This window comes from Archangium sp., from assembly GCF_057119385.1.
The window spans coordinates 13,739-34,869 of record NZ_DBNGVP010000221.1 but is presented as its reverse complement, the minus strand read 5'-3'; the positions used below and the strand labels follow the sequence as shown (position 1 = coordinate 34,869).

22 protein-coding genes are annotated in these 21,131 nt (G+C 69.5%); 14 read left to right on the top strand and 8 right to left on the bottom strand.

Going from position 1 to position 21,131, the window contains the following annotated elements:
- Window positions 1-5: 5 nt before the first annotated feature.
- Window positions 6-527 (top strand): DUF6484 domain-containing protein, encoded by a 522-nt coding sequence (locus AC16DP_RS49990; protein WP_329729438.1) that lies wholly within the window; start codon window positions 6-8, stop codon window positions 525-527.
- On the opposite strand, the gene AC16DP_RS49985 is transcribed toward AC16DP_RS49990, so the two are convergent.
- The 3 genes from AC16DP_RS49985 to AC16DP_RS49975 are packed head-to-tail and all read right to left on the bottom strand — an operon-like array spanning window position 520 to window position 3,133.
- Window positions 520-1,068: a GDYXXLXY domain-containing protein gene (locus AC16DP_RS49985; RefSeq protein ID WP_414640725.1), complete on the bottom strand. Its 549-nt coding sequence runs from the start codon at window positions 1,066-1,068 to the stop codon at window positions 520-522. The genes AC16DP_RS49990 and AC16DP_RS49985 overlap by 8 nt on opposite strands.
- Window positions 1,065-2,138, bottom strand: coding sequence for a DUF4401 domain-containing protein (locus tag AC16DP_RS49980; RefSeq protein ID WP_329729436.1), 1,074 nt, complete (start codon window positions 2,136-2,138; stop codon window positions 1,065-1,067). Before AC16DP_RS49980 ends, AC16DP_RS49985 begins: the two co-directional genes overlap by 4 nt.
- A gap of 2 nt (window positions 2,139-2,140) precedes the next feature.
- Window positions 2,141-3,133 (bottom strand): DUF2157 domain-containing protein, encoded by a 993-nt coding sequence (locus tag AC16DP_RS49975; RefSeq protein ID WP_329729435.1) that lies wholly within the window; start codon window positions 3,131-3,133, stop codon window positions 2,141-2,143.
- A 49-nt stretch (window positions 3,134-3,182) separates the two neighbouring features.
- On the opposite strand from AC16DP_RS49975, the gene AC16DP_RS49970 reads away from it, so the two are divergent.
- On the top strand, window positions 3,183-3,986 hold the full coding sequence (locus tag AC16DP_RS49970) for a DNA alkylation repair protein (protein ID WP_329729434.1): 804 nt from the start codon (window positions 3,183-3,185) through the stop codon (window positions 3,984-3,986).
- Here AC16DP_RS49970 and AC16DP_RS49965 read toward each other — a convergent pair.
- The 3 genes from AC16DP_RS49965 to AC16DP_RS49955 form a co-directional block, all read right to left on the bottom strand.
- Window positions 3,975-4,760 (bottom strand): nucleotidyltransferase domain-containing protein, encoded by a 786-nt coding sequence (locus AC16DP_RS49965; protein ID WP_329729433.1) that lies wholly within the window; start codon window positions 4,758-4,760, stop codon window positions 3,975-3,977. The genes AC16DP_RS49970 and AC16DP_RS49965 overlap by 12 nt on opposite strands.
- Window positions 4,757-6,061, bottom strand: a complete 1,305-nt coding sequence (locus tag AC16DP_RS49960) for a DNA polymerase beta superfamily protein (RefSeq protein ID WP_329729432.1) — start codon at window positions 6,059-6,061, stop codon at window positions 4,757-4,759. Before AC16DP_RS49960 ends, AC16DP_RS49965 begins: the two co-directional genes overlap by 4 nt.
- Window positions 6,062-6,133: 72 nt before the next feature.
- Window positions 6,134-6,565 (bottom strand): hypothetical protein, encoded by a 432-nt coding sequence (locus tag AC16DP_RS49955; RefSeq protein WP_329729431.1) that lies wholly within the window; start codon window positions 6,563-6,565, stop codon window positions 6,134-6,136.
- A 245-nt stretch (window positions 6,566-6,810) separates the two neighbouring features.
- Here AC16DP_RS49955 and sitA5 point away from each other — a divergent pair, with 245 nt between their 5' ends.
- Window positions 6,811-8,472, top strand: a complete 1,662-nt coding sequence (gene sitA5 / locus AC16DP_RS49950) for a SitA5 family polymorphic toxin (protein WP_329729430.1) — start codon at window positions 6,811-6,813, stop codon at window positions 8,470-8,472.
- Window positions 8,473-8,483: 11 nt separating this feature from the next.
- Window positions 8,484-9,113 (top strand): hypothetical protein, encoded by a 630-nt coding sequence (locus AC16DP_RS49945; RefSeq protein ID WP_329729429.1) that lies wholly within the window; start codon window positions 8,484-8,486, stop codon window positions 9,111-9,113.
- On the opposite strand, the gene AC16DP_RS49940 is transcribed toward AC16DP_RS49945, so the two are convergent.
- Together AC16DP_RS49940 and AC16DP_RS49935 are read right to left on the bottom strand one after the other, a co-directional pair.
- Window positions 9,107-10,147 (bottom strand): retroviral-like aspartic protease family protein, encoded by a 1,041-nt coding sequence (locus AC16DP_RS49940; RefSeq protein ID WP_329729428.1) that lies wholly within the window; start codon window positions 10,145-10,147, stop codon window positions 9,107-9,109. The two genes, AC16DP_RS49945 and AC16DP_RS49940, sit on opposite strands and share 7 nt — an antisense overlap.
- Window positions 10,148-10,236: 89 nt before the next feature.
- Window positions 10,237-11,040 (bottom strand): alpha/beta fold hydrolase, encoded by an 804-nt coding sequence (locus AC16DP_RS49935; RefSeq protein WP_329729427.1) that lies wholly within the window; start codon window positions 11,038-11,040, stop codon window positions 10,237-10,239.
- Between the two features lie 245 nt (window positions 11,041-11,285).
- On the opposite strand from AC16DP_RS49935, the gene AC16DP_RS49930 reads away from it, so the two are divergent.
- The 10 genes from AC16DP_RS49930 to AC16DP_RS49885 are packed head-to-tail and all read left to right on the top strand — an operon-like array spanning window position 11,286 to window position 21,122.
- Complete coding sequence (locus AC16DP_RS49930; protein WP_329729426.1) at window positions 11,286-12,275, top strand: AAA family ATPase; 990 nt, start codon at window positions 11,286-11,288, stop codon at window positions 12,273-12,275.
- Between the two features lie 30 nt (window positions 12,276-12,305).
- Window positions 12,306-13,187 carry a DUF58 domain-containing protein gene (locus AC16DP_RS49925; RefSeq protein ID WP_329729425.1) on the top strand — a complete coding sequence of 294 codons (882 nt, stop codon included), beginning with the start codon at window positions 12,306-12,308 and terminating at the stop codon, window positions 13,185-13,187.
- Complete coding sequence (locus tag AC16DP_RS49920) at window positions 13,184-14,200, top strand: hypothetical protein (RefSeq protein ID WP_329729424.1); 1,017 nt, start codon at window positions 13,184-13,186, stop codon at window positions 14,198-14,200. The genes AC16DP_RS49925 and AC16DP_RS49920 overlap by 4 nt, the downstream gene beginning before the upstream one ends.
- Window positions 14,175-15,185, top strand: coding sequence for a vWA domain-containing protein (locus AC16DP_RS49915; protein WP_329729423.1), 1,011 nt, complete (start codon window positions 14,175-14,177; stop codon window positions 15,183-15,185). Before AC16DP_RS49920 ends, AC16DP_RS49915 begins: the two co-directional genes overlap by 26 nt.
- A gap of 35 nt (window positions 15,186-15,220) precedes the next feature.
- Window positions 15,221-16,270: a VWA domain-containing protein gene (locus tag AC16DP_RS49910; RefSeq protein ID WP_329729483.1), complete on the top strand. Its 1,050-nt coding sequence runs from the start codon at window positions 15,221-15,223 to the stop codon at window positions 16,268-16,270.
- 11 nt (window positions 16,271-16,281) lie between these two features.
- The gene (locus tag AC16DP_RS49905; protein WP_329729482.1) at window positions 16,282-17,277 is read left to right on the top strand and encodes a tetratricopeptide repeat protein; all 996 of its coding nucleotides are present in this window, start codon (window positions 16,282-16,284) and stop codon (window positions 17,275-17,277) included.
- Window positions 17,261-19,153 (top strand): BatD family protein, encoded by a 1,893-nt coding sequence (locus tag AC16DP_RS49900; RefSeq protein WP_329729422.1) that lies wholly within the window; start codon window positions 17,261-17,263, stop codon window positions 19,151-19,153. The genes AC16DP_RS49905 and AC16DP_RS49900 overlap by 17 nt, the downstream gene beginning before the upstream one ends.
- The gene (locus AC16DP_RS49895; protein ID WP_329729421.1) at window positions 19,150-19,899 is read left to right on the top strand and encodes an SH3 domain-containing protein; all 750 of its coding nucleotides are present in this window, start codon (window positions 19,150-19,152) and stop codon (window positions 19,897-19,899) included. The genes AC16DP_RS49900 and AC16DP_RS49895 overlap by 4 nt, the downstream gene beginning before the upstream one ends.
- A complete protein-coding gene (locus tag AC16DP_RS49890; protein ID WP_329729420.1) occupies window positions 19,896-20,591 on the top strand; it encodes an ABC transporter ATP-binding protein in 696 nt (231 codons plus the stop codon). The genes AC16DP_RS49895 and AC16DP_RS49890 overlap by 4 nt, the downstream gene beginning before the upstream one ends.
- A 36-nt stretch (window positions 20,592-20,627) precedes the next feature.
- Window positions 20,628-21,122 (top strand): hypothetical protein, encoded by a 495-nt coding sequence (locus AC16DP_RS49885; RefSeq protein ID WP_329729419.1) that lies wholly within the window; start codon window positions 20,628-20,630, stop codon window positions 21,120-21,122.
- Window positions 21,123-21,131: the final 9 nt, after the last annotated feature.

Genomic DNA, 21,131 nt, shown 5'->3' with positions numbered 1-21,131 from the left:
AAGGAATGAGCATGAATTCTGGCAAGAAGGCCCCGCTGTCCGCGCACGACCCCGCCCCCCAGGAGCCCATCGTCGGCAGCCGGGTGGGGTGGGTGGTGGGGGTTGATCCGGGACGCGGGGTGCTCGTGGACTACGAGGGCAATACGGCGGGTCCGCTGCCGGCCCTGTCCACCGTGCCGCTCGATGCGAAGAGCCTGGACCAGGCGGTCGCCTCGCGGCAGCGGGCCGTGCTCCTGTTCGAGAACGGGAGCCCCACGCGCCCCCTGCTGGTGGGGCTGGTGCAGACCACGAGCAGCACGCCGTTGATCGACGAGCTCCTGGAGGCCCGTGTCCCACGCGAGCAGGTGGAGGCCCGGGTGGACGGCAAGCGCGTGGTCATCGAGGGGCAGGACGAGATCGTCCTGTCGTGTGGCAAGGCGAGCATCACCCTGCGGCGCAACGGCAAGGTGATCATCAAGGGCGTGCAGCTCGAGTCGAGCGCGGCCGGAGTCAACCGCATCAAGGGCGGCTCCGTGCAGATCAATTGACCCGGGCGGGTGCGTCTCCTGTGTCGCGGCCGAGCGGCTGGCGCTCGGCGTTTCGCAGGCCCACGAGCACGCTGGTGCCATCGCCAGTCACGCGGAGCTCGCCGTACTTCGCCCCCGCGTAGCGGTCCGCGTGTCCTTCCTGGAAGAAGAAGGACTCCGCGCCCAGGCGCACGCGGCCCTGGCGCACCTTGTAGCGCAGCAGGAACTCCCCCGGGGCCAGAGGCGTGCCGGGCGTGTCGTGACGGACGAAGCGCCCCACGCCGTTCTCGTCGAGCCGGAGCACGAGGCGCCCTTCCTTCGGGCCCGAGTCCGTGCTGGAGCTCGCGCCCCAGTCCGTGTCGTTGGACAGCCGGGCCTCGCGGTTGATGGCGTAGTCGAGCACCATGTAATCGCCCTGCATGAGCGAGCGGGGATCCACCGGGGCGAGCTCCAGCAGCACCGGCGTGCCATGGGCCAGCACCTGCTCCTTGCGGACGACCTGCACCACCAGGGCCACCACCACCAGCAGGAGACCACCGAAGATGACGCGGGCGCGCATCAGCGCACCTCCTCGGCCGCGGGGAAGCGGCGCAGGATGAAGAGCCGCAGGCCGAGCAGCACCAGTCCACTGCCCAGCAGCGCGAGCGACTTGGCCAGCAGGCTGAACTGGAGGTCGTAGTAGTAGCCCACGCCGAACACGAGGATGAAGACCACGGCCATGCCGAGCAGCACCACGTTGCGCCGGTGGAAGCCGAGCAGCAGCACGCCGAGGGCCGCGATGACTCCAGGCGTGTGGAGTGTGAGGAGGGCCGTCAGGGCCAGCGAGGCGAAGGCCGTCACACCCGCGGGGCCCCCGGGCTCGGAGTCCGTCTCCTCCAGCACGCGCCAGGCCGAGTACAGCGTCACCACGGCGAGCCCGAGCGTCAGCACCCCGGCGGGCAGCTCCACCGCGCCCTTGCGGAAGAGCTCCCGGTAGAGCTCATGGAACCAGGAGCGCATCACCAGTGAGGACAGCAGCGTGGTGACGAGCCCGAAGGCCGCGGGCGTCACCAGTGCGCTCCAGCGTCCGCTCTGGAGCCTGGCCTGCTTCAGGAAGAGCAGGTGCGCGAGCACGGTGATGCCCACCAGCGTCACATCCGCCAGCACGGCGGGCGCGGTGATTCGCAGCAGGTACAGCAGTGCGAGGCTTCCGAAGAACGTGGACAGGAAGCGCTGGATGAGATCCGGGTAGATGAAGAGGAGCACCGCCTGGATGGCCACCGTGGCGAGGGCCGCGCCCTTCTCGTCCGAGGCGGCTCCCACGCCGCCGATGAAGAGGCCCTGTCCGGCCAGCCCGGTGGACAGCGCGAGCTGGGTGAGGAACACGTTGCTTCCCGCGTGGCGCACGAAGACGGCGCCTCCGGTGAGAATCAAGCCCAGGACGATGGCGCCCACTTCCTCGCCCGCTCCGAGCACGCCCATCGCGATGAAGGCGATCAGGAACCACGAGGCCAGCCATGCGCCGAAGCCGGTGAGGATGCGCACGAACCAGGGCATGCTCGCCGTGGCCTCGGTGCTGGACGTGAGCGCGGCGCGTGCCGGCTCGTGCAATGAGGTGGGCAACACGTCCCGTAGCGAGGGTTTGAACGCCATGGCTATGCCTCCTCCGGACCGCGAGCCTCGGCGCGCAGCCACCAGACCGTGAGCCCCACCTCACCGATGATGAGCAGGGCCAGGAAGAGGAAGACGCCCGCGTCGAAGCTGCTCGCCTTGAACAGGAAGCGGCCGACCAGGGTGGTGACCAATGTCATCGCACTCACCGCGTCCAGCGTGAGGAGGAAGAGCTCGGAGCGCACCTGCCGGTGGAAGACGTACGCCGCCACCATCACCACCAGGAGCAGGCCGAGCCCTACGATGCTCGCGCTGTCACCCTCCCGGGGGACCGCCACCTGGAGCTCCCCCAGGCCGAGCAGCGGCGCCATGGTCATCATCGCCAGCACCCGGGGCATCCACCGGCCCGTCAACCAGGAGATGCCGCGCGCCGCGAGTGCTTCGTGCGCCCCCCAGGCCACGCCGTTCACCAGTGCGAGCACCAACATGAGCGTGGTGCCCTCGCCATCGGCGACCTGGAACCAGAAGAGGCTCAGCCCGGTGTTCACGAGGAGCAGCAGCAGCAGCCACAGGGGCGCGAAGCGGGCGAGCACCACCCAGGGAAGGATGAGGAGGCTCCACCCGAGGAACAGCTCATAGGGGTCCGCGCCTGTCTGGTACGCCTGCCCGTAGACGGCGAGCAGCGGACCCACGAGCACCGCGGCGAAGAGCAGGGCGAACTGTCCCGCGAGGGTCTCGCCCAGGCGCCAGGCGGCGATGCAGGCCCCGAGGATGGCGGCCAGCAGCAGCCCCATCTTTCCGAAGCGGTGCAGTGCCGCCCAGTTGTAGGCGAAGAAGTAGATGACGCCGGAGAGCACCAGCAGCGAGCCGAAGCCCAGCAGCACGGCGGACAGGAAGCGCCTCCAGGCGGCCCGCTGCGGAGTGGCGACGGCGAGCCGCAGGGCATGCTCGAAGCCCTGGGGAGTCAAAACACCGGCATCGGCGAGCGTGCGGAGGCGCTCGGGCGTGGCGGCGAGGTCTAGCAGGTCATGGGACACGGCGGAGGACGCTAGCCTTCCGGGCCGCGTCCCCGCCAGACTCCCGGCCGTGAATACTCCCTCCGCCAAGAGCATCCGGGACGAGCTGGCGCGGGCGGCCGACCCCGAGAAGGCCGCCTTCTACCCGAGGTTCTTCAAGACAGGCCCGGGCGAGTACGCCGAAGGAGACGTGTTCCTCGGTGTGACCGTGCCGGAGCAGCGGAGGATCGCCCGGCGTCACAAGGACCTTCCCCTGGAGCAATTGGGAGCGCTGTTGCGGAGCGAGGTCCACGAGCACCGGCTCACGGGTTTCCTCATCCTCGTGACGCAGTTCGAGCGAGCGGACGAGGCTGGACGCCACCGGCTCTTCGAGTTCTGCCGGGAGCACCTGGCGGGGCTGAACAACTGGGATCTGGTGGACACGGTGGCACCGCGGGTCCTGGGCGCGTACCTGCTCGAGCACCCGGAGCTCACGCCGTGGCTCTACGAGCTGGCGCGCTCACCGGTGCTCAGGGAGCGGCGCATCGCCATCATGTCGACCCAGGCCTTCATCCGTGCGGGAGAATTCAAGGACACGCTGAAGCTGGCGGAGTTGCTGCTCCACGACGAGCACGACCTCATCCACAAGGCGGTGGGATGGATGCTGCGCGAGGTCGGAAACAGGGACCTGGCGAGCGAGGAGGCCTTCCTCGACCGCCATGCGCGGGAGATGCCGAGGACCCTGCTGCGCTATGCCATCGAGAAGTTCCCCAAGGCGAAGCGCGAGCATTACCTGAACCTGAAACCCACTCCGTCAACATCCCCTCGCCCTCCGGGAGAGGGACGGGGTGAGGGTGCCCGTCCCCGTCCTCCCCGCCGTGCATCAGAACCGTGAGCGCCGGAGCTCGAGCAACCACGCCTCCAGCGCCTCGGTGCCCTGGGGCTCCTCCGGAAGCACGGAGCGCTCGCAGGCGGAGTCGAGCCGCTCGAAGGCCCGCTCCACCTGGCCGCGCCAGTGCTCGGACAGGGCCTCGGGCAGCTCGCTGCGCTCGCCCCGCCGCTTCCAGGCGACGAGCTCACCCGCCTCGCTGAAGCCATAGCGGTCCATCAGCGCGGTGAGGTCCGCCTCCACCTTTCCCGTGAGCAGCGCGTGGGTGCCGGTGAGCGCCGTGCGCAGCACGTAGAGGAGCTTCTTGGTGGAGCGGAAGCCCGTCTTCTCCCACTCGCGCAACTGGCCGTGGGCGAAGCCGCGGTAGTGCCGGTGCAGCCGCCGGGACAGCACGCCGCGCACCAGCGGACGCACGGCCTCCAGCTCGGGCGAGCCGCGCAGCGTATGCGCTCCGAGCAGCCGCTCCAGGTAGTTGCCGTTTCCCTGGAGGACACCGAACAGCACCGGGCCAAGCTCGTTGGACGAGTAGTCCACCTCGACACCGTCGATGACCTCCAGGCGCTCGGCGGACGCCCCGGGGCCGCGCTGCTCCAGGCGGAGCAGGTGGGCGGTGGGGGTGACGTGGATGCACTTGAGGTCCAGGTCACTGTCGGGCGACGGGAAGCCATACGCGTGCGCGCCCGAGAGGGACACGACGAGGTGCCACCGCCGGGTGGACTCCTCGTCGAGCACGGCGTTGGCCACCCGGGCCTGGTGCTCCGTCATCAGCGTGTGGGTCATGACTCCTCCTCCTTCCATTCGACGGCCGGAGGCGCGGGGGCATCACGGCCGAGCGGCCCGGGCTCCTTCATCACCCAGCGCCGTGCGAGTTCCTCGCCCACGCGGCGCAGCAGACGGTCCGCGCGCCCGTAGTCCGGGAGCTGCGGCAGCTTGCTGGTGCGGTGGGCCTCTTCCAACTCCGGGGCGAGGGCCTCGGCGTCCCGCAGCACCTCCTCCAGCGGGACACGTCCGGCCTTGATGTCCAACATGCGTGCCTTGTAGGTGCCGGTGACTTCGAAGGTGGGCACCCCCTCCCGCAGCCATCCGGTGGCGAGCACCACCAGCCGCAGCAGGTTGTAGGCGTTCTTCGGCCGCAGCTCGCGAGCGCTGGGAGGCCGCTGACCGCCTCCGCGTGCATAGCGGGTGAGGGCGGCGAAGTCGTTGGCCTCGATGAGGCCCTGGTCCCACAGCGAGCGGTAGAGCTGCTTGAGGTATGTCTTCGCCGCGAGCAGCGCGTCCTCGGGCGAGGGCGCGGAGCGTGGGGAGATGGCCGCGAGCCGCCGGGCCACTTCGTCCAGGTTGGGCGCGGGCTCCTCGCACAGCCACTCGAGCACCAGATCCCGGTGCTCGGCGAGCCGCTGGCTGCGGGTGAGCTTGTCGAGCTGGCTCATGGCGTACCGGCCGAAGCTGCCGAAGATGGCCTTGGACACGAAGGCCTCGCGCTCGGCGAGCAGCCACTGCCCCAGCTCGTCCGAGGCGCGGGCGCTGGGGACGAAGAGCATCTCCAGGGTGTTGGGGTCGGCGCGGAGGGCCTGCTCCACCGCCTTGGAGAGCTCCCAGAAGGTATGGCTGCCATCGGCGCTGACGAGATCTCTCGCCTTGTCGGCGAGGCCGAAGTGCCAGGGCAGGGGCAGGCCGAAGACGCCGCGCATGTCGACGTCGGAGGCCTCGTTGGCGAGGCCCCAGGCCTGCGAGCCCACCACGGTCTCCAGCACCACGCAGGGGCGCAGGGCGTCCCAGGTGGCGGCGCGCCGGAGCGCGAACTGGAGCTGGCCCGGCTTGCGAGGCACCAGCTCGTCCCGGGCGTACCAGAGCTCGCCTACGCCGACGATCTGCACGTCGAAGCCGCCGCCCCGGGCACGCACCACGCGGCCCACCACGCCCTGGGGGATCTGCCGGTCACCGGCCACGCGCTCCACGCGCGTCGTGACTTCGGTGCCGTGGGGGAGGGGGACGGACAGCTTGTCCACCTGCTCGTAGCCACGGGGACGGGCGGTGCCCTCGGTACGGTCCTGCTCGGGAGTCTTGGATCCGCGGGTCATGGGCGCCTCCGGGTGGGGAGTACAGGGTTCCCATGGACGTTACTGGCGCGGACTCCTGACTCCAATCCGGACTCAGAACGTCGCGAGCGACAGCACCGGGCTGGGGCGTGCCACCGCCTGCCGGGCGAACTTCACCATCTCGGAGAGGAATTCACGCAGGTCCTCTGGAGAGTGATTCTCCTCGTCGATCCGTTCCACCCAGGCGTTGACGAGGCCGGGCACGCTCTCGTCCTTCACCCGGGCGAGTGCCTGGATGAAGGACTCCACCACGCGCGCGATGATGAGCCCGTCCTCCTCCCGGAAGATGAGTGGATCTTCCAGGGTGCGCTCGTCCGTGATGTCTTCCGTCCCCCGGAGGGCGGCGGAGAGCGCCATCAGCTCCATCTCGATGAGCGGAAGCTCGAGATACGTCCAGTCCTCCGGGGCGTGCTCCTCGGTGGTGACGATCGACTCGATCGCCTCCGCCTCGTCTTCCTTCGCGATGAACCAGGTCGTGACTTGCATGAAGGCGCTCCGATGCTGTTGCCGGGTGCGGACCCTACCACGGCATGACCTGGGAAGTAGATAATCCAACCCTTCCGTCGGAAGACAGTGGCAACGTCACCTTCCCTTGACGCGCACGCCTCCCGCCAACCTCTTGCGTCTTCCACCCTTCTCCCTACCCAAGGGCTTGACGTCCGCGCTCGGGCTTCCGTGTACTCCCGGAAACAATCCGCGCCAGCCCCCAGGGTTGGCGGAAGAGGTGCGGTATGCTCCCCGGTCTGAAGAGTTCTCACCTGGCAGGCCCGCTGCCGCACCGCTGCTGGGTGCTGCCCGTCCTCTTGCTCCTCGGGGCGTGTACCACGAGCCACCCGCCGGGCGGCACGCTGACGGGCAGCGGGCGCCCCTTATCGCTCACGCCCCCGCCGGCGCCCATGCAGGAGTCCTTCGCGGATTCAGGTGCTGGCCTGGAGGGCGCGGTGGAGTACGAGGTGGTGGTGCTGCAGCCGGGAGGTGGTGGCCCCCGACGGCCGGTGGCGGTGCCCAGGGCGGACTTCCTGCGCGCGGTGCGGGAGAACGCCCGGCGGACACAGCTCAACGGCAAGAGCCCCCGCGAGGCCGCGCTCGAGTGGCTGAAGGACCAGGTGGAGCAGCACCCGGAATGGGCGCAGGGGAGTGGGACATGGGTGGCCGAGGTGTACAAGGGCCGCGTGCTGTCGCTGGTGCCGGTGGACGAGGACAGCCACCTGACGACGGAGGCGAACGAGGCCCTGCGCCGCCACTACCTGGAGTGGTGCGCCCGGGGCCAGGGCGGGGGCGACTGCTTGCGCCTGCTGGACGACGCTCCCTACCTGAAGGCGGATGACCGGCGCACGCTGGCGCTCGCCCTGTCCTTCGGCTCGGTGCTGGAGGAGACGAAGGCGGCACTGGGGCGGGAGTTGGACCCGCAGGTGCTGGTGGCTTCGTGCATGTGGACACTCGGGGCGTACCTGGCCCTCTGGCTGGTGCCCGAGCCGACCACCAAGCTGTTGGCCGCTGGGCTGTCCGTCGTGCTGGTCGCGTGGCTGGGGGTGGACACGCTCTGGGGGCTGATGGACGGCTGGGCGGCCATGGCCATGAGGGCGCACGAGGCCACCACCTTCGAGGAGTTGCGCGAGGCGGGTGAGGGCTTCGCCCGGGTGCTGGGCACGGACGCGGCGCGGGCGATGATTCTGGCGGTGGGGGCGTTGACGGGGCGCACGGTGGCGGAGGTGGCGGCGCGGGTGCGCGCGCTACCAGGCTATAGCGTGGCCAACGCGCGGTGGCAGGCGCAGGGTGGGGCGGCGGTGCTGGGACGGGTGGAAGTCATGGTGGCCGCGGAGGGGGTACTGGCCCGGGCGGTGGCGGCGGTGGAGACGGTGGCGGCCACGCCGCACGGCCCCCTGGCGGTGGTGATGCTCAAGAAGGGCAGGGGCGGCGGGGCGTCCTCCGGGGGCGGCTCCTCGGGCATCGTCGCCATCCGCCACCGGGGCGGCAACCTGCAGGTCATTCTGCCCAATGGCCAGAGGTGGCACTTGCCTCCTGGCAAGTCCATCCACGACATCCCCGCCGAGGACGAGGTGGGTGACATGCTCCAGAAGGCTGTGACCGAGGCGGCCCGGCTCTGGGGGCCACACAGGCTCACTCCGGCAGAAGAAAGGGCCATCGACCAGGCCCTCAAAGAAGGCAAGTACTGGCTGGCGCACTTGTTGGAGCGCGAGGCCCGGGGCCGCTTCGTACACGAAACGGTGAAGGCCCAGTTTCGAGGGCGCCTGCAGTTCAACCAGCAAGGAGCCGACGTGATTGACCTGAGCAACAACCGACAGTACGAGATTCTCTCCGGGACGGCGTCGAACCTGGCGCGGCATGGCCGGCGCATGGCGGGCGAGTTCTTCCGGATGCTCACCTTCTGAAAGGGGCGGCCATGGGGTGGCTCACCAGCGTTCTCATCGAGAACAAAGCCGTTGAAAACGAGCGGCTGGAACTGACGGACAAGAACTCGCTCTACTTCCTTGGACCCAACCTGACGCTACGCAACTGCACCGTTGTCCTGAATGTCTCCGCCAGGAACCTCATCATCATCGGGGCACGTTTCACCGACTGCACCTTCGAGGTGAAGCAGGAGTTGAAGAACCACCAGCAATGGATCAAGGCCTCTCTCAAGGGCTGCCGCTTCAAAGGGCGCTTGTCTGGGTGTGAGTTCGGATACTGGCCCGAGTACGGGACGGAACCGGAGTACCAACTGGGTTCCATCGAGGACTGCGACTTCACTGAAGCCCGTCTGGATGGTTGCCGCTTCCACGGTTGTGACCCTCATACCCTGCGGTTTCCCAAATGGCCGAGCTTCACCATCTTGGACCCCATTGGCCACAGCCATGAGCTGAACAGTGTCAAGTGGCCAGGCTCCAGCAATATCCTCGTGAAGAACTTCTATAAATGGCCGCCCTCCACCGTGGCATTGGCCGACCATGCTCCTACCGTTGCCAGGCAGTTCGGTACCACCCCGGAAGAGCTCAAAGCCGTCATCGAGCAATTCGATTTCATCGTTCACTGACGCGTGCGGCTGCTCGAGGTTCGCGAGCGCTTGTGCTCCGAGAGCTCCAGCCGGCCCGCCTGCGCATCGAGCCTCATCTCGAAGCGTGCCAGGAAACCGAGCCCCAGCAGTCCATCCACGTCCGGAGGCAGCGTGGACATGACGGCCACCTCGACGTTCTCGGCCTGGGCTCCCTGGAGCGCGATGCTCGGGACCCGGACCACCGGAGCCTGGATGAGGCCCTGGGCCGTGCGAAACGAGAGCTTCCGGGCGCCCTCGAGCTTCAATCCGAGCCGGTCCGCGAACGCCTGAGACACGGCCACCGTGTTCGCTCCGGTGTCCAGGATGAACCGGCCGCGCGTCTTGCCATTGACCAGCGGCTCCACCCACATGGTGCCCGTCTTGCTGACCGCCACCACCGCCTTGCCCTTCCCGGACTCGCACCCCATGGCGGCCAACTGGGCGATCCGCTTCGTCACCTCGGGCCGTCCGACGGACTCGATGCTGGATTGCTGATGCTCCAGCATCACGAGGTGGCCGTCACACGGCCGGTCCAGCCGCTCGTAGGCAGTGGCCAGCTGGTTGGCCACCTGGAACTGCTCTGGCTGGAGGCGGAAGGCCTGCTGGAAATCGCCCAGGGCCTGCTCGGACTGCTCACGGGACTGGTGGGCCAGGGCTCGCCACACCCAATACCCGGCATTGCCCGGCGCGCTGTCGATGAGCTCCGTGGCATCCTGGATGGCGAGGTCGAACTCACTGAGCTGCATGTGCGCCGAGTAGCTGATGGACCGGAGCTGGGGGAACTTCCCGCACCGCGCGCTGAAGCCGTCGGCGAACTGGATGCTTCCGCGCCAGTCCCCGGCGGAGAACACGGCCTGGATGTACTGCACCGCTTTCGTTCGGTCGCAGGGCTCCTTCTCGAGCGCACTCCGCAGTTGCGCGACCAGCCCGCGCTTGGGCCCGTAGTCGAACGTGGGCTCCGTCTTCGCCTGCTCGCAACCCCATAGACAGACACTGCTCATCAGGACAACGCGGACGCGGGTAGACAATGGCATGGGGCGGGGCTTCTATCACGAGCCCCTTGACGGAGTTCAATCCGCTCGTGACGGGCCGATGGGTCAGACGTTGTATCTGGATTCGCAGGTCAGTGTATTTGGACGCGGAAGTCAGCTGGTTGCTCCAGGTGCGGGCTGTGTCCTGCGGGCACCCGCACGAGCCGCGCATCGGGCATGACCTTCGCCGCGGCCTCGGCCAGTGACACGGGCAGCACCGTGTCGTGCTCGCCCCAGTAGAGCAGGGTGGGTTGCTTCACCTCGCCCAGCCGCTCGTAACGGTGGAACACGCCGCCCGTGAAGGGCACCAGCGTGTTGAAGGCCCGCGTGGCCTCGGGTCTCCCCCCGGGCACCGTCATCAGCTCGTACCCCAATGCCGCCAGCCTCCGGTTCAACGGCGTGTCCGGCAGCGGCGCGATGCGGCCGAAGAGCCTCGGCCCCAGCACCCGCGCCATCCGCTCCGGGCCCACCCGGAAGAACAGCCGCGCGTCCCGCGCCATCTCCGGGCCCAGCCCCATCGCGTCCACCAGCACCAGCCGCTCCACCGGCACCCGCCCCCGCAGCGCCAGCTCCAGCGCCACCAGCCCTCCCAGCGAGTGCCCCACCAGCGTCATCGGCCCCGGCGCCAGCGTGGCCAGCACCTCCTCCACCGGCTCGACGAAGAAGCGCAGTCCGTCCTCCGCCGTCTCCAGGGGCCCTTGGGACACCGACGAGCACCCGAATCCCGGCAGATCCACCGCCAGTACCCGGTGCTCCCGGGCCAGCTCACCCAGGAGCGGGAACCACATGCTCGCCGCGTTCCCCCGGCCATGGAGCAACACCACCGCCCGGCCCGCTCCCCCCTCCAACAGCCGCAGCCCTCCACCCCCTCGCAGGGGGCACTCCCGGGAGGCCACCCCGGGGGCCAGCTCCCCCAGCAGCTCCGCCTCGACCGGCCCTGGGACGCGGGGGAGGACCCCTCCAGAAGGTTGGCGTTCTTCGCCCCGATGTGGTTTGGGGTACTCCCGAGGGTCGTTCCTGGAGGGTTCCGGGGACATGGGCCCCTGAAATTACTGGAATGTCGGGCGTGATGGGGTGTTGAGCGGCGTACCTACACCTCCTAGGCTGCCCGCCTCCTCCAGGGACAGTCGAGACGGCACATATGAACACGGACATCCGGGCGCTCACCGAGCGCGTCCAGCAGGAGAGCAGCTTCGTCGAGCTCCTCAACCAGGAGGTCGGCAAGGTCATCGTCGGCCAGCGCTACATGCTGGAGCGCATCCTCATCGGCCTCTTGTGCAACGGCCACGTCCTCCTCGAGGGCGTGCCCGGCCTCGCCAAGACGCTCACGGTGCGCACCATCGCCGACAGCATCAGCGCCTCCTTCATGCGCATCCAGTTCACCCCGGATCTGCTGCCCGCGGACGTGGTGGGCACGATGATCTACAACCAGCAGGCGGCCAACTTCACCGTCCGCAAGGGCCCCGTCTTCGCCAACGTCCTGCTGGCCGACGAAATCAACCGCGCCCCCGCCAAGGTGCAGTCCGCCCTCCTCGAGGCCATGCAGGAGCGCCAGGTCACCATCGGTGACACGTCCTTCCCGCTGCCCTCGCCCTTCCTCGTGCTCGCCACCCAGAACCCCATCGAGCAGGAGGGCACCTACCCCCTGCCCGAGGCGCAGGTGGACCGCTTCATGCTCAAGGTGAAGGTGGGCTACCCCACCCGCGAGGAGGAGAAGGTCATCATGGACCGCATGGCCGGCGGCAAGCCCCCGTCCGCCCAGAAGGTCATCGACCTGCAGCACCTCGTGCGCGCCCGCGAGCTCGTCACTCAAATCTACATGGACGAGAAGGTGAAGGACTACATCCTCAACGTGGTCTTCGCCACGCGCGAGCCGGGCCGCTACGGCCTCAAGGACCAGGCCGACTACATCCAGTTCGGCGCCAGCCCGCGCGCCACCATCGCGCTCACCCAGGCCTCGCGCGCCCACGCCTTCCTGCGCCACCGCGGCTTCGTCACGCCCGAGGACGTCAAGGCCGTGGCCTTCGATGTGCTCCGCCACCGCATCGCCCTCACCTACGAGGCCGAGGCCGAGGAGCTCACCACCGAGAAGCTCATCCAGCGCGTGTTCGATCGCGTCGAGGTCCCGTAACCCCACCCGGGACAGCCCAGGGGGCGCGCCGTGCTCGCCAAGGACATCATCCGCCGCATCCGCAAGCTGGAGATCCGCACCCGCAAGGTGGTGTCGGACATGCTCGCGGGCCAGTACCACTCGGTCTTCAAGGGCCGGGGCATGGCCTTCTCCGAGGTGCGGCAGTACCAGCCCGGTGACGAAATCCGCATCATCGACTGGAACGTCACCGCCCGCATGAACGAGGCCTACGTCAAGGTCTTCACCGAGGAGCGCGAGCTCACGGTGATGCTCCTGGTGGACGTGTCCGCCTCCAAGGAGTTCGGCTCGCGCGAGCGCTCCAAGTCGGAGGTGGCCGCCGAGGTGGCCGCTCAAATCGCCTTCAGCGCCATCGCCAACAACGACCGCGTGGGCCTCATCCTCTTCTCGGACCAGGTGGAGAAGGTGGTGCCGCCGCGCAAGGGCCGCACGCACGTCATGCGCCTGGTGAGCGACATCCTCACCTTCCAGCCCAAGGGGAAGGGGACGGACCTCGCCGCCGGCCTCACCTACCTCAGCCGCCTGGCGCGCCGGAAGACGGTGACGTTCCTCATCTCGGACTTCCTCGCGGATGGGTACGAGCCGCCGCTGCGCCTGGTGGGCCGCAAGCACGACCTCGTCCCCGTGGTCATCGAGGATCCGCTGGAGCAGGAGTTCCCCCGGCTGGGTCTCGTGGAGATGGAGGACCCCGAGACGGGCGAGCGCTTCATCGTGGACACGAGCGACCCGCTCGTCCGCGGCCGCTTCGCCCGGGCCATGCAGGCGCAACGCGAGGAGCGGCGCAGGCTCTTCAAGAAGCTGGAGCTGGACCACGTGGAACTGAGCACCGGCGATGATCACGGCATGGCCCTGGTGCGCTTCTTCCGCGCCCGCTCCCGGAGGATGGCGGCATGAGGTGGCTGGCTCTCGGTGCTTTCCTCCTCGTCTCGCCGGCCCTGGCCCAGGAGCCGGCACCCGCTCCGTCCCAGCAGGCGCTCGCGAAGCTGCCGGCCGTGGAGCCCGAGGGATTCCAGGCCCGCGTGCAGCCGGAGCAGGTGCTGCTCGGCGAGCCCTTCGTCTACGAGCTGGTCATCACCCACCCGGCGGACCAGCGCTACGAGCTGGAGCTGCCGCCGGACCTGGGTGACTTCGAGCTGCTGTCCCAGGCGCGCACGCCTCCGGAGACGGGCAAGGAGCCCGCCGTCACCACCTTCCGGTTGAAGCTGTCCGCCTTCAACCTCGGCATGCTCACGCTGCCCGAGCTGCCCTTCCTCGTGACCACGCCGGAGGGCCCCAAGCGCTACATGGCGCCGGGCCGCACCCTCGAGGTGGCCGGCACGCTGCCCGAGGACGCCCAGGCGGAGGGCGCGGACCTCAAGGACATCCAGCCGCCCACCGAGGTGGCCGTCCGCTCCCTCACGCTCGTGTGGGCGCTGCTGGGGCTGCTGGCCGCCATCGCCGTGGGCATGGTGGCGTGGCGGCTCTTCCAGAAGTACCGCAACCGCCCCCTGGCCGAGGTCAAGCCGCTGCTGCCCCTGGACGTGCGCACCCGCCAGGCGCTGGAGGGGCTCAAGGCCGAGAACCTGCCCGCCCAGGGCCGGGTGAAGGACTTCTACTTCCGGCTGTCGGAGATCATCCGTGGCTACCTGGGCGAGCGCTACGGCTTCGACGCCCTGGAGTGCACCAGCTCGGAGCTGATGGTGGAGCTGCGGCGCAAGCAGCCCCTCCAGTTCCCCGAGGACGGACTGATGCGCTTCGTCTCCGAGTCCGACCTGGTCAAATACGCCCGCGCCGAGTCGTCGCCGGAGTCGTGCCGCGAGGCGCTCGCCTTCGGCTACGAGCTGCTGGACAAGACCTGGCCCCCTCTCGTGCCGCCTCTCCCCGAGGCCGCTCCCGTGTCCCATGCCTCCGGTCCCCGCGTTTCATAACCCCGAGTTGCTGTGGGGATTGCTGCTCATCCCGGTCCTCCTCGGGTGGGCCTGGCGCGAGCGGCGCTCCCGTGCCGTGCTGCGCTTCTCCGCGGCGCACGTGCTCGCCAGCCACGGCCGCGGCCTGCGCACGTACCTGCTGCCGCTGCTGCCCTTCCTGCGCGTCTTCGCCGTGGCCGCCGCCGTCGTCGCGCTCGCCCGGCCCCAGTCCCGCGACGCGCGCGTGCGGGACTCCAGCGTCGAGGGCATCGACATCGTCGTCGCGCTCGACCTGTCCACCTCCATGGAGGCCGGCGACTTCCGCCCGCAGAACCGCCTCCACGTGGCCAAGGAGGTGCTCGCCGAGTTCATCGGCAATCGCGTCAATGACCGCATCGGCCTGGTGGTGTTCGCCGGCGCGGCCTACACGCAGTCCCCGCTGACGCTCGACTACGGCGTGCTCAAGGAGGTGCTGCGCCAGCTGCGCACCCGCGTGCTCGAGGACGGCACCGCGATTGGTGACGCGCTCGCCACCGCGCTCAACCGCCTGCGCGACTCGGAGGCCAAGAGCCGCGTGGTGGTGCTCATCACCGACGGCGACAACAACTCCGGCAAGATTTCGCCGCTGGACTCGGCCAACATGGCGAAGTCGCTGAACATCCCCATCTACACCATCCTCGTGGGCAAGGGCGGCAAGGTGCCCTTCCCCCAGGGCACGGACCTGTTCGGCAACACCGTCTGGCGTGAGACGGAGATTCCCATCAACCCCGAGCTGCTCCAGGACATCGCCGACCAGACGGGCGGCGAGTACTACCGCGCCACGGATCCGGAGGGCCTCAAGCTGGGCCTCCAGAAGGTGCTGGACTCGCTGGAGCGCTCCAAGCTGATGGAGGGTGGGGCCACGGCCAACTACCGCGAGGACTACCACCCGTACCTGCTGCTGGCCTTCGGGCTGGCCGCGCTGGAACTGCTCCTGCGCGCCACCTTCCTGAGGGTGTTTCCGTGACGCCCACCTTCCTGACGGACTTCTTCGGGAAGCTGATGGAGCCCCTGCGCTTCCTCTTCCTCGGCTACCAGATGGGCCTGGCGAAGCCCGGCTACCTCGCGCTGTGCGTGGTGGGCGGGCTGGTGGGCACCCTGGCCCTGCTGTCGGCGCTGCGCCGCCGCTCCCGCGTGAGCGCGCTGCTCAACGAGCGGCTCGTGGACAAGCTGGCCCCCGGGACCTCGCGCTGGCGCCCGGCGGTGCAGGGCGGCTTCTACGGCATGGGCCTGCTGCTCTTCGGCCTGGCACTGGCCCAGCCCCAGTGTGGCACCAAGAGCGAGCTGACGAAACGCCGCGGCATCGACGTGGTGGTGGTGCTGGATGCCTCCAAGTCCATGCTCGCGCGGGACGTGCAGCCCAGCCGCCTGGAGCGCGCCCGCCTGGAGCTCACCACGCTGCTGGATGAGCTGAAGGGAGACCGGGTGGGCCTGGTCGCCTTCGCCGGGGATGCCTTCATCCAGTCGCCGCTCACCTCGGACTACTCGGCGGTGAAGCTCTTCCTGCGCGCGGTGGACCCCGAGCAGATGCCCCAGGGCGGCAGCAACATCGGCGATGCGCTGGTGCTGGCGAAGCAGGTGCTGGAGAACGCGGACCGCGGCGCCAAGGAGCGCGTGGTGGTGCTGCTGTCCGACGGCGAGGACCTGGTGGGCGAGGTGGACGAGGCCGTGGCGGCGCTCAAGGCGGCCAACGTCCAGGTGCTCACCGTGGGCGTGGGCTCCGAGCAGGGCGAGCCCATCCCCCTCTACAACCGCCGCGGCGAGTTCGTGGACTACAAGAAGGACAGCAGCGGCGAGACGGTGATCACCCGCCTGGACCGAGCGGGTCTCACCTCCATCGCCGAGGCCACCGGCGGCGCCTTCTATTACCAGCCGCGCGGCGTGGCCATGGCCCAGGTGCTGGAGCGCATCGAGCAGATGCAGAAGAGCGAATTGGAGAGCCGCGTCACCGTTCGGTACGACGAGCGCTTCCAGATGTTCGCCCTGCCGGGGCTCGTGCTGCTGGTGATGGGCATGTTGTTGCTGCCGTCCGCGCGCCGGAGGCCGTCGTGAGCAGGGGAGTCATGGTCATGCGCGTGGGAGTGGGGTTGCTGCTCGCGCTGGGACTGGCGCTGCCGTCCGGCGCGGGGGCCGCGGGGCTCCTGGAGAAGGAGCATCCGCTCATCCAGAAGGGCCGCCAGGCGTACACCGCCGGCCGCTACGACGAGGCGCTCGCGGCCTTCGAGGAGGCCAAGAAGGAGCGTCCGAACGACCCGGCCGTGGAGTTCAACCGGGGCGACGCCCTGATGAAGCTGGGCCGCTACGAGGAAGCGCAGCGGGCCTTCCAGAGCGTGGCGGACACGCAGAACCAGCCGGAGCTGCGCCAGAAGGCCACCTACAACCTGGGCAACGTCCACGCGATGACGGGCAACACCCGCGAGGCGCTCAAGGCCTACCGCCGCGCGCTCACGATGGACCCCTCGGACGCCCAGGCCCGGCACAACTACGAGGTGCTGCTGCGCAACCTGCCTCCGCCCCAGAAGGGCAGCCCGGATGGAGGCTCGGATGGTGGCCAGGACGGCGGGCAGGATGGCGGCCGCCCGGACGCGGGTCCGGATGCGGGTCAGCAGGATGGTGGTACGCCAGCGGACGCGGGCCAGGATGGGGGCAGTGACGGCGGCCAGGATGCCGGCATGGACGGCGGCATGGATGGTGGCCAGCCCGATGGTGGGCAGGGTGACGCGGGCCAGCCGGATGGCGGCCAGGGCGATGCGGGCCAGGGCGACGGTGGCCAGCAGGATGGTGGCGCCGATGGCGGCGAGGATGGCGGCCCGGGTGACGGCGGCGAGGGCGATGGCGGCCAGGGTGATGGCGGCCCGAGCGAAGAGGAAGGCACCGAATCGGACGGTGGCACCGAGGGTGAAATGGACTCGGTGGATGCCGGTGTCAGTCAGGCGGAGATCGATCGCCAGGAGGCCGAGCGCCTGCTGGATGCGATGAAGCAGAACGAGAAGAATCTCCAGCTGTGGCGTTTCCAGCAGAAGAAGAGGCCGAGGAATCCCAATGAGAAGGACTGGTAGCGGCCACGCGGCGCTGGCCGCGCTCGCCCTGTGGCTGGTGGCGATGCCCGCGTGGGCGTCCATCGAGTTCTACCAGACGGTGGATCGCAACGAGGTGGGCACGGAGGACGTGTTCCAGCTCACCGTGGTGGTGGTGGATCCTCCGGACAACGCGCAGGTGCAGTTCCCGTCCCCCGAGGACTTCGAGGTGCTGTCGTCCTCGCAGAGCACCCAGCGCTCCATCGAGATGAGCGGCGGCGGTCCGCCCGTCATCCAGACGGTGCGCAAGCACGTGCTGCTGATGCGCGCCAACCGTCCGGGCACCCTCACCATCCCGCCCGCCGTGCTCACCACGGGCGGCCGCACCCAGCGCACCGAGCCCATCAAGATCACGGCGCGCCGGGGCCATGTCGAGCCGCCTCGCTCCCAGGCCAGCCGCCAGCCGCCGGATCCGTTCCGCAACTTCCCCGCTCCCTTTGGCGGCATGCCGGACCCGTTCGCCGACGAGGAGAACGAGGATCCGAACGACCGGCGCCAGCAGGAGGACGTGCGGATTCCCCGCGGGGACTCGGACCTCTTCCTGCGCGCCACCATCGACAAGAAGCAGGTGTACGTGGGCGAGCAGGTGACGCTGTCGCTCTACATCTACTCGCGCGTGGACCTGTCCAGCGTGGACGCGGTGACCATGCCCAAGCTGGAGGGCTTCTGGAGCGAGGACGTGGAGAGCCCCACGCAGCTCACCGGCGAGCAGCGCGTCGTCAACGGCATTCCCTACCGCACCTACCTGCTGCGCCGCCGCGCGCTCTTCCCGGTGAAGAGCGGCACCCTCGCCGTCACCGCCGCCGAGGCGGACATCACCACCGGCTTCCTCTTCGCCGGCCACCGGGTGCACCGCGTCTCCAACGCGCTGGACGTGGAGGTGAAGCCGCTGCCGCCGGGCGGGCCCAAGGGCATGTCGAGCGCCCAGGTGGGCCAGTGGGACCTGTCGCTCGAGGTGTCCCAGACGCGGGTGGAGCTGGGCCAGCCGGTGACGGTGAAGGTCATCCTCGAGGGCGCGGGCAACGTGAAGAACGTCACCCCGCCCAAGCTGGAGGCGCCCCCCGCGCTCAAGGTGTACGACCCGAGCACCACCGACAAGGTGATACCGGACAAGTGGCGCATCCAGGGCCGCCGGGTGCAGGAGTACCTGGTGATGCCGCAGCGCACGGGCTCCTTCACGCTGCCCGCGCTGGAGTTCCCCTATTTCGACCCGCGGACGGGCCGCTACGAGGTGGCGCGCACGGAGCCGGTGGAGCTGACGGTGGAGCCCGGAGCGGGTGGGGTGTCCTCCGCGCCCGTGGCGCCCTCGTCCCAGCACGTGACGGACGCCGCGGCCGAGCAGAAGAACGTCCTCACCGCGAACGGCCTGCGCCCGCTGCGCTACCAGGCGCGCTTCGAGGAGCCCGCGTCCGCCGTGTGGCAGCGGCCCTTCTTCGTGCCGGCGTTGCTGTCGCCCCTGGGGCTGATGCTGGCGCTGGGCCTGGTGGGGCTGGTGCGCGGACGGATCTCCAACCCGGACGAGGGCAGCCGCAACCGGCAGCGGGCCAAGGCGGCGCGCAAGCGGCTGGCCGAGGCGGAGAAGCTGCGCGAGGGCAGCTCCAGCGCCTTCTACGGCGAGGTGGAGAAGGCCGTGCTGCACTTCCTGGAGGCCCGGCTGCGCGCGCCGGTGGGTGGACTCACGCGCGATGCGCTGGACGCGAAGCTGGCCGAGGCCGGGGTGGATGCCGAGCGCCGCCAGCGCGTGCGCTTCGTGCTGGAGGCCTGTGACGCCGGACGCTTCGCCCCCGGTGCCGAGGCCGCTGCCCGCGAGCGCATCCTGGATGACGCCGCGGCCGTCATGGAGGGTTGGGACAAGTGAGCGCCATCACCGCGATCCTCGTGGCCACGCTGCTGGGACAGGCCTATTACTCGCCCGAGGAGGCCCAGCTCCTCTTCCAGCAGGCCAACGAGTCCTACCTGAAGCAGGACTACGCCGCCGCGCGCGAGGGCTACGAGAAGCTGCTCTCGCGCGGCTTCGGGGGCCCGGACATCCACTACAACCTCGGCACCACGTACCTGTCGCAGGGAGACCTGGGACGCGCGGTGCTCGCCTTCGAGCGCTCGCGCAGGGCCGGCGGTGAGGGGCCCGACCTGGACGCCAACCTGTCGATGGCTCGCGCCCAGCAGCTCGACAAGGTGGTGGGCGCCGCGCCCGAGGAGCCCTTCGTGCAGCGCGTGGTGGCCGCCACGAGCGGCAACCTGGTGGCGTGGCTCTTCCTCGGGACGTGGCTGACGGGCTTCGCCTTCCTGCTGCTCTTCCGCGTGCTGCGCCCGGGGAACCGGGCCTGGGCGGCGGTGGTGGGTGGTCTGCTGCTGGCCGCGTCGGTGCCGTCCGGAGCTTTGCTGGCCGCGCACGTCTGGGTGCACGAGACGCTGCACGAGGCGGTGGTGCTCGCGCCCACGCTGCGCGCCCGGGAGTTCCCCAAGGAGGAGGCCAAGGTGGCCTTCGAGGTGCACCCCGGGTTGAAGGTGCGCGTCATGGAGGAGACGGGCCGCTACGTGCGCATCCGCCTGCCCAATGGCCTGGAGGGCTGGGCCGAGCGCGAGGGTGTGGCGGAGATATGATCGAAGCCGTCGACGTGGCGAAGGTGTACCGGCGCGGGCGCACGGAGGTGCGTGCGCTGGCGGGCGTGTCGCTGACGGTGCCGAAGGGGGAGTTCCTCTCGGTGATGGGGCCGTCGGGCTCGGGGAAGAGCACGCTGCTGAACCTGCTGGGCGCGCTGGACGTGGCGGGCTCGGGGTCGCTGCGCATCGACGGGCGCGAGCTGTCGCGGATGAAGGACGACGAGCTGTCCGCGTTCCGCCGCGAGCGGCTGGGCTTCGTGTTCCAGTTCTTCAACCTGATGCCCACGATGACGGCGCTGGAGAACGTGATGCTGCCGGGTCTGCTGTCGGGCCGGGAGCAGACGGAGCTGCGGCGGCGGGCCGAGGCGCTGCTGGAGACGGTGGGGCTGGGAGGCCGCACGCACCACCGGCCGGACGAGCTGAGCGGTGGAGAGATGCAGCGGGTGGCGGTGGCGAGGGCGCTGCTGATGGAGCCGGCGGTGTTGCTGGCGGACGAGCCCACGGGGAACCTGGACTCGCGCACGGGCGCCGAGGTGCTGCGGATGCTGCGCGAGGCCACGCGGGAGCGGGGGCTGACGGTGGTGATGGTGACGCACGATCTGAAGGCCGCCGAGGTGGGAGACCGCATCGTGCGCCTGGCGGACGGGCTCATCGTCGGTGACGAGCGGGTGGTCCACGAGCAGGCCGCCTGAGCACAGGTTTCCCTCTCCCTCTGGGAGAGGGTCAGGGTGAGGGTCATCGAGGGCATGGCACCGTCGAACCGGGAGTACGGTTTCTCCTTCTCCTCGGAGCTCCGAGCGCCACCCGAGGAGGTCTGGTCCCACTCGACGCACATGAGGGGCGTGAATCGGGAGTTCTTCCCGCTGGTGCGCATGACGTGGCCCGGAGCGGATGGCCGGTTGCCTTCTCCGCCCCCGTTCGGCGAGCGGCTGTTCCGGAGTTGGATCCTGCTCTTCGGGCTGCTGCCCATGGACTACGACGACCTGACCTTCGTCGAGTTCGAGTCCGGCCGCCGATTCCTCGAGCGCTCCGTGATGCTTTCCCAGCGGCAATGGGTCCACGAGCGCATCGTGACCCCTACGGAGATGGGGTGCAGGCTCACGGACTCGGTCCGGTTCATCCCCCGGCTGGGCCCCTTGGGAGCGCTGCAACTGGGGCTCTTCCGGCTGGCCTTCCGCTGGCGGCATCGGAACCTGCGGCGGCTGTTCTCTCGCGGCCAGTAGCAGGCGGCT